This is a genomic window from Brevibacillus sp. 7WMA2, from assembly GCF_010748895.1.
Lineage (GTDB): Bacteria > Bacillota > Bacilli > Brevibacillales > Brevibacillaceae > Brevibacillus_B > Brevibacillus_B halotolerans.
In genome coordinates, this window is the sequence record NZ_CP048799.1 from 309,717 (window position 1) to 325,251 (window position 15,535).

General features: G+C 42.0%; 1 pseudogene. It reads left to right on the forward strand.

The features are described 5' to 3' along the window. Positions 1–3 precede the first annotated feature (3 nt). Positions 4–15,396: pseudogene (locus GOP56_RS24290) on the forward strand (beta-ketoacyl synthase N-terminal-like domain-containing protein); the annotation flags it as partial. Positions 15,397–15,535: the final 139 nt, after the last annotated feature.

Here is a 15,535-nt window from a genome sequence, read left to right on the forward strand (position 1 = left end):
TTGCTGGAACTTAACGAACAAATCAGTTATAAATATCAACTCCCACTCAAGCCTACTTTTTTCTTTAAGCATAATACAGCTGAACGAATTATTACGTACTTACAAGAGCATGTTGATGATGTAGCATTGGAAAGGACTACGAAAACTCAAGAAACTATTATTCCGGAACAAAGCGTTCGAAATAATTACAACGACTTGGATGAACCGGAAGTTATCGTACATGATTCAGCAATTCAGCAAAATGGGATCGCTATCGTAGGTGTAGCTTGTCGACTTCCAAGCGGTATCGTGAACAAGCATCAATTTTGGGAGCTATTAATAAACGGCAACGATGCCATAGGTAAGATGCCTCCTAAAAGATGGAATTGGCCGCCTGATATTGATCCTAGTAATCAGCATAAGGGAATCGATACGGGTGGCTTTTTAGATGATATCGCTCATTTTGACGCCTCCTTTTTCCGTATATCTCCAAAAGAAGCGGAAATTATGGACCCCCAACAGCGAATTTTATTAGAAATGAGCTGGGGATGTCTGGAGGATGCCGGATATAATGCAAAAGTCTTATCAGGCAGCAAGACAGGTGTTTTTATTGGTGCCAGTGGCTCTGATTACAATAGACTTCTTGATAAAAATATTCAGGAGGTAGAAGCTCATTTCGGTATAGGGGTTTCTATGGCTGCTTTGGCTAATAGAATTTCTTATTTCTATGATTTTAATGGTCCAAGTATTCAAATTGACACAGCTTGTTCGAGCTCTTTGGTAGCTGTTCATGAGGCTATTAAATCCTTGAACCAAGGAGAGTGCGAACAAGCTTTAGTTGGCGGAATACACATCATGTGTTATCCATCCAACACAATCGCTTATTATAAAGCAGGAATGTTGTCGAAAGACGGAAAATGTAAAACCTTTGACAAAGAGGCTAATGGTTATGTACGCGGTGAAGGGGCGGTTATGATCCTTTTAAAACCTGTAGAACAGGCCATTCGTGATCAAGACTCAATCTATGCCGTCATAAAAGGTACGGTAATAAATCACGGAGGTCAGGCGGGCGGGCTGACTGTGCCGAACCCAGAAAAACAGGCTGATTTAGTAAGCGAAGCCTTAAAAACTGCTAAAATCGAACCAGAAACTGTAGGATATATTGAGCTTCATGGTACGGGGACTTCATTAGGAGATCCGATCGAATTTAGTGGACTAAAAGAGGCTTTTGCCCAGCTTTCTAAGACGAAAGAGGAACATTATTCGCAGCCTTACTGTGGCTTAGGCTCGGTTAAAACGAATATTGGACATTTAGAAGCCGCTGCAGGTTTAGCAGGTCTTTTAAAGGTAATTCTAAGCATGAGGCATCAAGCGCTTCCTGCTTCTTTGCATTTCAAGGAATTGAATCCACATATCGATTTTTCGAACACTCCTTTTTACATGGTAAATAAAAATAGGCCATGGACACTTTCAAATGGTCAAACAATACGACGTGCAGGAGTGAGTAGCTTTGGATCCGGCGGTGCCAATGCACATGTAGTGCTTGAAGAAGCTCCAATCGTCAATCGACAAGGTAACAGAAAATTATCCAGTTATATCATTGCTTTGTCAGCCAAATCAGAAGAAGCGCTTCAACAAAGAGAGAGGGATTTGGCACTTTGGCTGGAGCAGGAAGGAAAACAGCACGATCTTACTGATATTAGTGCAACCTTGCTTTTGGGTAGGAAACATCTTGAGTTCAGATCTGCTTTTGTGATCAAAGATGTTCGGGATCTGCAAGAAAAACTCAAGGAAATTCTTCTTCATGGTCATGTTGACGGATATTTTAAGGAAAACCGGTTCCAAAAAAGAGATCAGACTGAGCCTCTGTTTGAACAGGTAGGACATATGATTCTGAAAGAACTATCAGAAGGCATAGAATGGAGTGTAGCCGAATACAGCAATAAACTAAGGACTTTGGCTGAATTGTTTGTGAAGGGATATGAGCTAGACTGGAAAAATATTTTTGTTGCTGACAACATATCGCGAATCAGTCTTCCAACCTATCCTTTTGCCAAAGAGCATTATTGGGTGCCTGAATTAGTGGTTACCAACCCAACGAAAAGCAGCCCATCAACGAAAGAAATAGAAGAGTCTTTTGACGAAAAATACGTAGTACCACGTGCTATGTGTCTTTTGAAAAAACAATGGGAACCTAGTGAGTGTCATTCGGCTAAAGTCGTGGAGCGGTCGATTGTCATTTTGAAAACAGAGGATACAGAGGAGTTGGCCAATTGTCTTGCCCAGTATTTCTCTGGTAGCATAGTCGTAAACTTCGATGATCTGTTATCTCAACCTCCGCTTTCAGGAAAAGAATGGCTAGAGTGTGATGGCATTATCGATTTGGTTGGCTGTGGATTTGATAAAAATGAGTCATTGGATTGGATTCCATGGGTTCAGCAGTGGATTGAATATGGCCATAATCAGAGTTTAATGTTGTGCGTGACTAAAGGATTGGAGTCTTATTTTCATTCATCTGTCAATTTGTCCGGGGCTTCCCGTGCCGGATTGTATCGTATGTTACAGAGTGAATATGGACATCTACAGTCGCGTCATATGGATGTAGAACGAACCAGCGATGATCACGAGCTCGCCAAACAGATTGTTTCCGAATTTTTGATAGATAGCGAAGATGCTGAGGTTTGTTATCGAAATGGAAAACGTTATCGAGCCTATTTGCAGGAATATCAAGTGGCAGAGCAAGAGGGACAAAAAATAGCGTTCCCTGAAGAACATGTGCTATGGATTACCGGTGGGACACGCGGGCTTGGATATTTATGTGCCCAACATTTTGTAACAAACTATGGAGTTAAACGCGTAGTGCTCACAGGAAGAGAGACTATTCCTCCTAGAGATCAGTGGGATTTATATATACGACAAAACCATCCCATTGTGCAAAAAATTAGAAATGTACAAGCGCTGGAAGCACAGGGTGTTCAGGTTCGAGTTTTATCAGTTTCATTGACGGATGAACATGCTGTACAACAGAGTCTGCAAGAGATAAAAAGGACATTAGGGCCTATCGGTGGGGTCATTCATTGTGCTGGTATCGACAACACAGACAATCCTGCTTTTATCCGCAAGTCTATCGATAGCATCCAGCGTGTTGCAGATCCTAAGGTTAGAGGTCTTGATATCCTTTATCAATGCGTAAGAAATGAGCCTTTGCAGTATTTTGTCCTGTTCTCTTCGGTATCGGCAATTATACCAACTTTGGCTTCCGGACAAAGTGATTATGCTGCAGCTAACGCCTACATGGATTACTTTGCAGAAGCGAATTATCATACTTGTCCAATCGTCAGTATTCAATGGCCAAACTGGAAAGAGACCGGAATGGGTGAAGTCAAAAACAAGGCTTATCAACAAACTGGTTTGTTGAGTCATACGAATGCAGAAGGGCTAAAACTTTTAGATTACATCCTCTCAAAAAAGATGGGCCCCGTGGTTTTGCCAGCTGTGGTTGAGCCAAATCTATGGAAGCCGCATCAGTTAATGCTACGAAGAAGTCAGGAAGCCAATTCGCTGATTGCTAGGACACAACGCCTGAAGACGGTTGACACTAATTCTGCATCACAATCAGATACTCTTATGGGTGCGACTCGAACATGGCTAATTTCGTTGTTTTCTAAAGAATTAAAGATGGATCCTTCGAAATTGGAGACAGAAACGCCATTTCAAGAATTTGGAGTGGACTCTATTTTTCTGGCTCAAATATTGCGATCAATAAATCAATATATTAAAGCCGATTTAGATCCATCTCTTTTATACGAATTTTCAACCATCGAGCTGCTTTCGGCATGGCTTATTGAAACATATCCAACTGTATTATCGACAGTGCTTCCTAATGTGCAAGATTCGTTGTCTGTTCTATCCGACCGTAACACAGAGAGTCTATCATTGGAAAAAGAATCACAAAGAAGAGCTGACATAACGAAGGGAAATCTATTAGATGTTGCTATAATTGGACTTTCCTGCCGTTTCCCGGGTGCACACAATATTGAAGAGTACTGGAATATGTTGTCGGAAGGCAAATCAATGGTTCGTGCGGTGCCTCAAGAACGTTGGGGGTATTTGAGCGGATTTTACGCAGGAATGCTCGATAACATCAGATGTTTTGATCCGAAATTTTTCCTGCTCTCAGAAGAAGATGTCAAGGCGATGGATCCACAGGCTTTATTGTTGCTCGAGGAAAGTCTCAAGCTATGGTATCACGCAGGGTATACCCATCAAGAAATGAAAGGAAGGTCGGTAGGGGTTTATCTTGGGGCACGAAGTCAACACAAACCAGAAGAACTCAGTATTCGTCAAGCTCAGAATCCTATACTAGCTTTCGGCCAAAACTATTTAGCAGCTAATATTTCACAATTCTTTGATCTTCGAGGACCAAGTCTTGTGTTGGATACGGCTTGCTCTTCTGCATTAGTTGTGATGCATATGGCAATGCAAGCCTTGAGCAGCGGAGAGGTTGAATCCGCTCTCGTCGGTGGAGTTAATGTGTTAAATACGGATGAAACCCATCGGATATTGCAACAGCGGGGGATATTGAATCCTGAGTCATCGTTCCATGCTTTTGACCAGCGCGCCAATGGAAATGTGTTAGGAGAAGGCGTAGGTATGGTTTTGTTAAAAACAGTGAAGCAAGCAGTGGAGGACGGGGACCAAATTTATGCCGTCATTAAAGCTTCTGCAATTAATAACGATGGACGAACTGCGGGACCGGCAACCCCTAATTTGCAGGCGCTTAAAGAGGTTATGCAAACTGCACTAACCAAAAGTGCCAAAAAAGCAGAAGAGATTAGCTATATTGAAGCGAATGCCTCAGGTTCTCAGGTGACTGACTTGCTCGAACTTAAGGCAATCCAATCTACTTACCGATCTCATACTATTGCTCCTTTGGGATTAGGATCGATTAAACCTAATATCGGGCATCCGTTATGTGCGGAAGGCATTGCAAGCTTGCTTAAAGTGGTTCTCATGCTTCAGCATCGAAAATTTGTTCCCTTTTTGTCTGGAGAGCAGCCGCCAAAGTATTTTGACATAGAATCATCACCGTTTTATTTTTGTCGAAATAGTAGGGAGTGGACAAATCCTTCTTTGATTGCAGCAATAAACTGTTTTGCCGATGGTGGCACTAACGCCCATGTTATTTTGGAAGCTTGGGATGACCTATCTTCGCGCGTAATAAAGCGACATCCGATAGCTCCTCCAAAATTAGATAGATGTGAGATTGTCCCTTTAACTGAAAAAACGCAATCTTTAATACCGGTAAATGAGAGCAAAGTAGTAGTAGTTAAGAAGACATTAGACATCAATGATCCTGTTTTACAGCATCATAAAGTTTATGGTCAGTCATTGTTGCCGGGACTGGCCTATATTGATTTGTTATATCAAATATTTGCGCAGAATGGGTATAAGTACTATAACCTTGAACTTCGCAAATTAACCATCTATAACCCGTTAACTGTGGGAGAAGATTATAATGTTGTGCTTAGTATTCAGTGCTCTGAAAGGAGCGATGGCCAATGGCAGCTTCGTGTGGAAGGGCAAGAAGAACACAACGGAAGTTTAGTTGCAGATAAAAAACTATACGTCACGGCAGAAATGCATCAAATAGAACCGGCTGTATTTGATGAAACACTTGATGTAGAAACCATTCAAAAATCAGCGAACAAGATATACAGTTTAGAGGAGTTATATGCACGAAGCAGGCGTCAGGAATTGGTTCATACCGGATTTATTAAGGCAGAAGGTAGGGTTTTTGATTTAGATTCTGCAACTATTGTAGATATTTCCCTTGGTCACGAGGCTATGCCAAGTGCAGGCGATTCCCTGTTTCACCCGACGCTTATTGATGGCAGTGCGGTAGGATCTAAATTGTTTCCCACATTGGTTGACGGGGAACCGCAATTATTTTTGCCGCTCTATTATGAATCCTTCCGTGCTTCTTCTCTCTTGCAAAGACACTGCTACACGCGGATTCAAAATTCGTCGGTACAACAGAAAAAAGAACTTCTTTCTCTGACAATGGAATTTTTTGATAGTACCGGCAAAAAAGTAGGAGAATTAAAGCAATTCATTAATAAATTGGTTCGAGATGCTGGATTAATTGATCCTGCTCGCCAGAAAACAGCACTGCCGTCGATAGAGGATGTGGCTTCATCAGTGCCTCCATCTGTCGCTCAATCTATCACGTCAAGCGTCTCATCGATTGAATTTGAATCTTTTTTACGGCAATTGATAGCAGAGCAATTGAAAAAACCGATAGAGCAAATCGATACGCAGACTGGTTATTATGAGATGGGTTTAAATTCGCAAAAATTGTTGGAGGTTGTAACTGCACTTGAGCACAAAATTGAAGACTCCTTATCTCCGACTTTGTTATTTGAATACACAACAATTGCTGAATTAGCAGCTTATCTCACTGAACATTATCAATCGCAAGAGATTGAACAAATACCAGAGAGCAGTTCGATACTTAGAGACTCTTCCACAGCTGAGAATACGTCGAACTTTAAGTTTGAACCAGAGGATTATTCGTCTGAAAAATCCAGTCTTATAAATTCTTCAGTAAAGGAAGACATTGCGATAATCGGGATGTCGGGACGCTATCCTGGAGCAAAAAATCTCCAAGAATTCTGGTTGAATCTAAAAGCGGGTAAAGATTGTGTCAGTGAAGTTCCGAAATCTCGCTGGGAATGGCATCAATTTGATGGATTGCAGTCGCCCTCAGACAAAAACATATCTAAGTGGGGGGGATTCTTAGATGATCCGGATTGCTTCGATCCTCAATTTTTCCGAATATCGCCTAGAGAAGCAGAGATTATGGATCCACAAGAGCGTTTATTCTTGGAAACTTGTTGGGAAACGATAGAAGATGCCGGCTATACTCCCCAGACATTGGTTAGGACAAAGGGGAAGAATACAAGAAGACAAGTAGGCGTATTCGTTGGTGTCATGCATAAAGATTATGCCTTTATCGGTGCCGAAGCGTTATCTTCGGAACAGGTATTTCCTTTGTCATTGAACTATGCTCAAATTGCCAATAGGGTTTCTTATTTTTGCGATTTCCACGGCCCTAGCATGGCGGTTGACACCGTTTGTTCTTCTTCTCTCACAGCCTTACATATGGCTTTAGAAAGTATTAGGCATGGTGAGTGTGAGGTAGCTCTGGCTGGTGGTGTCAATCTATCCTTGCATCCTCATAAATATTTATCTTATGGGATGATGGATTTACATTCCAGTGATGGACATTGTCGTACATTTGGTAAGGGTGGCGATGGATATGTGTCAGGCGAAGGCATTGGTGCTGTCCTGTTAAAACCGTTAACGAAGGCAATTCAAGATGGCGATCATATCTATACGGTGGTTAAAGGCAGTAGTATCAATCATGTGGGAACAGTTAGTGGGATTACGGTACCGAGTCCTGTTGCACAGGCGGATATGATTGCGACATGTTTGGAAAAAACCGGAATACATCCGCGAACAATTAGTTATGTAGAAGCACATGGAACAGGAACATCTTTGGGGGATCCGATTGAGTTGCAGGGGTTAGAGAAAGCTTACCGTCAATATACGCATGATAAGCAATACTGCGCGATTGGTTCCGTTAAATCCAATATAGGGCATGCTGAGTCCGCTGCGGGAATTAGTGGTCTTCACAAGGTGGTACTAAATCTCTACCATAAAACTCTAGTTCCTTCCTTACATTCAGAGGAATTAAATCCGTATATTAATTTTGAGAAATCTCCATTCTATGTTCAGCGCTTAACCGAGGATTGGAAACAACCTGTGATAATGGAGAATGACCAGGAAGTTCGTTATCCTCGTCGTGCCGCTTTAAGTTCCTTTGGAGCTACTGGATCAAATGCTCATGTTATTTTGGAGGAATATATTCCTACTGAAGCAAACGTGTCACAAGGCGCCGAGCAGACAAAGTCTACATTATTTATGATTCCTCTTTCTGCGAAAAATAAAGAACGACTGCATGTCTATGCAGAGAACCTGCTTACTTTCCTCAAAAGGCAGCAATCTTCTGACGGCAACGCAGAACAAGGAGCATCGAATGATCAAACAAAACGTAGAGAAAATCTGGAGTTACGAATCCGTAGAATTCTATCGAGTCTTATTCATGTAGAAGAAGAGGCCATTGAATTAGAAGAAGATTGGAATGAGTATGGAGTAGATGCCGTTCAGTTCATGCGTATTGAGGAGGAGATTCAAAAGGAGTGTAAGGTTGAGATCAACATTAAGGAACCGGATCAACCTTGTTCCATTGTCTCTGTAGCGGCGAAACTCTTAAATCACTATGAGGAAGGCAAGGATGGTCAAGAATCCGCCCTTTCTCCCTGCGGAGTCAATTTGGCAGATTTGGCCTACACATTACAAGTGGGACGCCAAGCGATGGAAGAACGGATGCTATTCATCGTTAAAGATGTCCAAGACTTAATTACAAAACTAGAAGATTTTATAGACAATAAAAACTTGAATAAACATTGCTACCAAGGAAATGTCAAACAAAATAAAGAAATCATTAAGTTTTTTGCAGTGGATGAAGATTCAAAAGAATTACTCCACAAATGGATCCTGAAAGGAAAGCTTGAAAAGTTAGCGGAATTATGGACAACAGGCTTAGAAATGGATTGGGATTTATTATATGGCGACAGAAAGCCTAGACGGATTAGTCTGCCAACCTATCCCTTCGCCAAGGAACGCTATTGGATAACTAAGAACGAAAGCAATACGCGTACAGTGCTTCAAGGTATGGGGATAAATAGCTCATCATTTGAACGTCAAGTCAAGTATGTGCAGAAGTCGTGGAGAAAATCAGAAGCTATTAGTTTTAATGAGAGCAACGGTCTCATGCTGATCTACCATAACAGCTCTACAAGAGCATTGGCTGAATGTATTGCTCAACAATATGGCAATTCCATATTGTTGCAAAAAGGTCAGTTAAGCAACGTCTGGCAAGAACAAATGATGGAATGTGACGTTTGGGTTAATATAGCAGAGATCGAAGAATTCGAAACATCTCTTGAGTCAATTCCTTATCTGCAACGATTGATAGAAAATAGCAGGTCTGTTAGTGGTCTAAAGCTCATCCATATTACGAAAGGGCTTGAATCATTCCAGAATGATAATGTCAATGTGTTTGGTGCAGCATCGGCAGGTCTGTATAGAATGTTGCAGAACGAATATTCCTCTCTTAACAGTCGTCATGTTGACCTTGATCCTAAGGATGAAGATCTGACACGGCAAGCCGAAGTCATTTTGCGAGAAATCCAAACGGAAACAAAAATAAATGAAGTTTGCTATCGCAATGACGTACGTTATGAGTCCATTTTAGTGGACTTCGATCTCGACCGTATTCGTACAGAGTCAAAAACACTTACATTTAACGACGATCACGTTTTGCTGGTGACCGGCGGAACAAGAGGATTGGGAATGCTGTGTGCCCGCCATATGGTTACGAAGTACGGAGTTAAACAGCTTGTCTTAACCGGGCAGGAGAAAATTCCCGACAGAAGCAAGTGGTCACAATTAGATCAGTTTTGTGCTTCGGTACAAGAAAAAATTAAGGCAATCGAAAGCATAGAAAAACAAGGTGTTACCGTCAGGGTCTTATCGGTACCGCTTAATGATGCTGATGCCGTTCGGTCTGAAATATCTGCTATAGAGTCCTCTATGGGACGAATTACAGGTGTTATACATGCAGCAGGTTTAGCTGATTTTATTAATCCTGCGTTCATCAGGAAGGACCAGGAGAGTATAGCGCGGGTGTTATCACCTAAAGTAACGGGAACTGAAAACCTATTACGTTGTCTCAATCCAGATCATATAGCGTTTGTTCTCCTGTTTTCATCGGTAGCATCCGCTATTCCTAGCTTGGGTGCTGGACAAAGTGACTATGCAATGGCAAATGCTTTTATGGATTATTTCTCGGAGTCAACCGCTTCTTCCAAGGTTCCTATAGTGAGTATTCAATGGCCAAGTTGGAAGGAAACGGGCCTTGGGGAAATTAAAAGTCAGGCTTATCTCAACACTGGAATCAAGAGTATTACAGATGCGGAAGGCTTACGCATCCTGGATGAGATTCTGGGAGGAATAAATGCCCGAATTGTAATGCCAGTGGTTGTCAATGGCCGTGATTGGAGCTCAGGTCATTTGTTGAATAATGTCCCACGTTACAATGCGAAAGATAAGCCAAGTAAAGGAATACAGAAGCAATCTGCAGTGGTTGGGCAACAGGCAGGTATTGGTGCTATTGAAAGGGCATTATCGTTTTTGCAGCCGATATTTGAATCCGAGTTAAAGTTAAATCCTAATCAACTTGACAAGGATACATTGTTCGCTGATTATGGCATCGATTCGATTTTGATGGCACAAATTTTACAAAAAATAAATCGAGCCTTAAATATTCGAATCGACCCGTCTATTTTACTTGAGTATTCAACCCTAGATGCATTTGCTATTTGGTTTTCAGAAACGTATCTCGAACAGTTGAGTTCTTACGGTAATGAGGAGGATAACACATGGAACGGTCAGGAGGAGCCAACCGTTCTAGAAGCAAAGGACATTAAATATATGGAAGAATCACCGACTCCAACCCCTCAATGTATGAGCGAAAAAGAGATATACCCTTCGATGAGCGAGGACATCGCTGTTGTGGGCATGGCGTGCCGTTTTCCTGAGGCTGAGAGTCTAGAAGCATACTGGGATCTCATTTCAGAAGGCCGTTGTGCGATTAAACAAGTACCTGAGACGCGCTGGAATATGAAGAGCAATTACTATGCTGGATTGGTAGATGATATCTACAGTATTGATCCTCAGTTCTTTAACCTCCCAGCAGATGATGCAAGTGTGATGGATCCTCAAGCTATCGTATTGTTAGAGGAGAGTCTGAAAGCCGTATATCATGCTGGATACAGTCAACAGGACATAAATGGCGCTAATATTGGTGTTTATATTGGAGCAAGGACAATTGGTGAAATAGACAAGTCAGCAATGGAGAACGCTCGTAACCCAATCAGAGTGATGGGACAAAACTATTTCGCAGCCAATATCTCGCAATTTTTTAATTTTAGGGGACCTTCTGTTGTATTGGATACTGCATGTTCCTCAGCGTTGGTGGCCATGCAGGTCGCAATTGATGCCTTGAAGGGCGGTTCTCTTGATGCTGCATTGGTGGGTGGCGTCACTCTTTTGACTAGTTCTTATGCACACGAACTGTTCGCCCGTCGTAATTTGCTGCAGAAAAATGGAGAGTTTCACATCCTGGATCGTCGAGCATCAGGTGTCGTACTAGGCGAGGGCTGCGGAGTTGTACTATTAAAAACACTGTCTCAGGCAAAACGAGATGGAGATATCGTATACGCAGTTGTTAAAGGAATAGCGATTAATAATGACGGTAGAACCGTTGGGCCTGCCACACCAAATATAAATGCACAAAAAGAAGTTATGAAAACTGCATTACAAAAAAGCGGCTGCACGCCGAATCAGATCGAATATTTGGAAGTAAATGGTTCTGGCTCAGAGGTAACAGATCTGCTGGAAATCAAGGCCGTGGAATCCGTCTATCGGGAACAGACATCAAATGCGCTATATCTGGGCTCAGTAAAGCCGAACATAGGACACCCTTTGTGTGCTAAGGGTATCGCAAGTTTTATTAAAGTGGCATTGATGCTTAAAAAACAATCACTCGTGCCATTTTTGTCCGGGATAGAACCATTGGAACATTACTCCTTGCAGGAGGCGAATTTTAAACTTTCTAATAAAAAGATAGCTCACGCACTAAAATTCGCGTCGATAAATTGTTTTGCGGATGGAGGTACAAACGCACATGTGATCCTAGGGCATCATGATGACGGTCAATATAGCCCTATCCGTCGTCCACTATCTCTTCCGGTGATGAAGCGCCTTGATCTCAAAACCCTGTCACCTTTACATACCAAGGATGAGGTTTTCGCTAAGGGTACCGTCGTTCTAGATCATGGCTTTACGAAATCTTTATCTTGGAATGATAAATTGTCCGTCAATCACCCGATCATACAAAATCATGTTGTGTTTGAAGAAAACGTGTTGCCTGGTCTTGCCTGGATAGACTTGCTCTATCAGTGGTGTTTGGAGGCTGATCTTCCATATGGCTTGCTAGAATTGAAGAATCTGACTATTTATCGCCCTCTAATCGTAAGCGAATCGCACCCAGTAAAATTAGATATAAATGCGAAATTGGAAGAGAACGGCTGTTGGGTGATTCAAATTACTGGAACCGGTCAGGCAAAGGTGGATGGAACAGAAGCAGCCGTGCTTTACGTTTCGGCAGAAATGCATCGGAGTGAGCCTTCTGCGTTTACTGAAGTTGTGGACATTTCGCAGATTCCCGTGCTTGCAAGGGAAATAGTCAATTTAGGTGAAATATACTCGGATTACACTCAAAACAGCTTGGTGCATACCGGAGTCATGAAGGGACAAGGGGCTGTTCTGATAGGGGATAGCGAGAATTGGATTCATGTTTCGATTAACGAAAGTGATAGAGATATTAATGAGCGCTACCTGTTTCATCCCGCTGTGTTAGATGCAAGCGTAGTTGGCGCCACACGTGCGGTATTAGGAAAGCTCGCTGATGATCAGTTATATTTACCGTTATATTACGAATCGTTCAATGCGAGCGAACCATTCGGTAGAGAGTGCTATACGCGCATCAATCATTCTGGCACAACGGTGACTCAGGATTTGGTAACCATAACATTGGAGTACTTCTCATCTGACGGACGCAAAATAGGTGAACTGAAGAACTTGAAAATCAAAGCAGTTCGGAATGAACGTTTTTTAAAGAAAACGCAATACAATACACCAAAATCTCTTCCTGCACAGCACAACCAAGTACCAAATGTAACGCTAGAGGCACTATTGAAATCTATGATTGCGTCATACGTGGGTGTCAATGAAAAAGAAGTAGGCGAACATAAAGGATACTATGAGCTTGGTTTGGATTCGATTATGTTGTTGCAAGCAGTGAAAAACCTCAGTTTAGCGATCGGTGTAAAACTGTCGCCAACGATTTTTTTCGAGCACTCAACAATATCAATGCTAAGCGGATATTTATGGCGTCAATACCCTGCTGAAATAGATAGGCTACTAAACAAAGAAAGCGCATTGCAAACGATGGAAAGTACTAAAAGTATTACTGAAGTTGAATCTCTTATTTCAAATGAGCCTAAAACTTCCATGACGGTAGACATAAGTGAAATAAAATGCTCATCTACTTCGGTGAATTCGTTGGGGATAAAAGATGTCGCGGTTATAGGGATGGCTGGTCGTTTTCCTAAATCGACAAATCTCGAAGAATTCTGGGAAAATTTATGCAATGGTGTTGATTGTATTACAGAAATTCCACACACACGATGGGATAACAATTATTTTGACGGGATAACATCTCCCTCCGGAAAGCCTATGTCCAAATGGGGTGGGTTTATTAGCGATGTGGAGTGTTTTGATGCAGGTTTTTTTGGCATTACACCTGAAGAAGCAACGCAGATGGATCCCCAAGAAAGACACTTCCTAGAAGTATGTTGGGAGGGGATCGAAAATGCTGGATATACACCGGATAACCTTGTTGCCTCCATTGGGGAGCATAACCGACGAATGGTGGGAGTGTTTGTAGGTGCTATGCACCAGGACTATGCGATGCTCCAAAGTGAAGAGTCGCGTGATTCGAAGGATATTCCTTTATCGTTCAATGCTTCATTAATCGCAAATCGTGTATCGTATTTTTGCAATTTCCATGGTCCTTCTATTGCAATTGATACGGTATGCACGTCTTCCTTAACGGCTATTCATTTAGCGCTCGAAAGCATATACAGAGGTGAGAGTCAGGTTGCAATTGCAGGTGGAGTAAATTTGTCGATACATCCAAGCAAGTATCAAAGCTATGGCATGCTGGATATGCACTCTAGTGATGGACGTTGCCATTCATTTGGAGCAGGGGGTGATGGATATGTATCCTCCGAAGGTGTCGGAGTAGTTATCCTTAAACCGCTAGACCAAGCATTGATGGATAAGGATTCAATCTACGCCGTTATCAAGTCAAGTGCTGTAAATCATGTAGGCAAATCAAGCGGCATGCACGTACCAAGTCCAGTCGCTCAAGCATCTGTCATCACGGATTGTTTAGAGAAGTCGGGAATTGATCCAGAAACAATAAGTTATATGGAAGCACATGCGACAGGTACATTAATCGGAGATTCGATTGAAGTAGATGCAATGACAATGGCATACCGAAAATATACGCAGAAAAACGGTTTTTGTGCTTTAGGATCGGTTAAGTCAAATATCGGCCACGCTGAATCAGCAGCAGGTATAAGTGGAGTGACGAGTGCAATCTTGCAACTGCATCATAAGAAAATTTTGCATCCCTTGCCTAGCAAAGAAATAAATCCTTATTTGAATCTTGAATCATCCCCTTTTTATCTATCGAGTCAGGTTATGGATTGGTCGGACGACAAGATATTAAAAGGGGATGTGCGCAGGGCAGCCGTACATTCCATAGGTGCAACCGGATCTAATGCACATATTATCTTGGAGGAAGCACCTGACGTTGATGCCCGTCTGGTTGATGAAACGCAGGGAGTACTAATTCCTGTGTCGGCTAAAAATCGAGAAACTTTGACCGAATACATTCGCAAGCTAGTTGGGTTTATTGAGGCTAATAAGAATATCCCGTTGTCCCTTTTAGCCTTTACAATGCAGACAGGACGGATTGCTTGTCGGGAGCGTTTTATTACGTTGATTACGAGTTTGGAGGAGTTATGTTCTCGTTTCCATGAGTTTCTAAACGGGAAGCAGAACATAGAGAACAGTTGGTATGAATCAGTCGATGAAACGTATGAAGATCAAGGATTATGTAATAATGACGAGGAATTGGAGCAAATGATTTCCATGCGGATGGATAAAGATAGGCTTAAAAAAGTCGCGGAACTATGGAGTAAGGGCCATTCTATCGATTGGAAGACCATGTACAAGGAAGTTCCAGGGCGTGCTCATTTGCCAACATACCCGTTTAGTAAAGAGAAATATTGGATTACGAGCAGGTCAACGGAGAATCATCCGGAGTCTAAAAATCTTTCTAAGTTGGAACCTAGATCCACGATGCACGTAACGTTTATACGCGCAGACGATACAGGCAGAATAGAACATAACCATGATAACCATGTCGCGTTAAGCAGAAGTGAAAAAGCATTATTATTTTGCCGTACACTAGTGGCTGACGTGATGAATAAACCGGTTGAAGCTATCAAAAAAGATGACGGTTTTTTTGCGATGGGATTGACTTCAGCTGCGATTGTAAGTATGGCATTAGAAATTGCAGATAAGATAGATCCTACTATTTTTCCTAGTCGATTATTCCATTATAAAACCGTGTCAGAATTGTCGGCGTTCTTAGAAAGTCACTACCCGACTGCATTGGATAATCTCATTGCTGTACAAAAAACAAAAGCTTCTTCCAAGCCATCGCCCACCA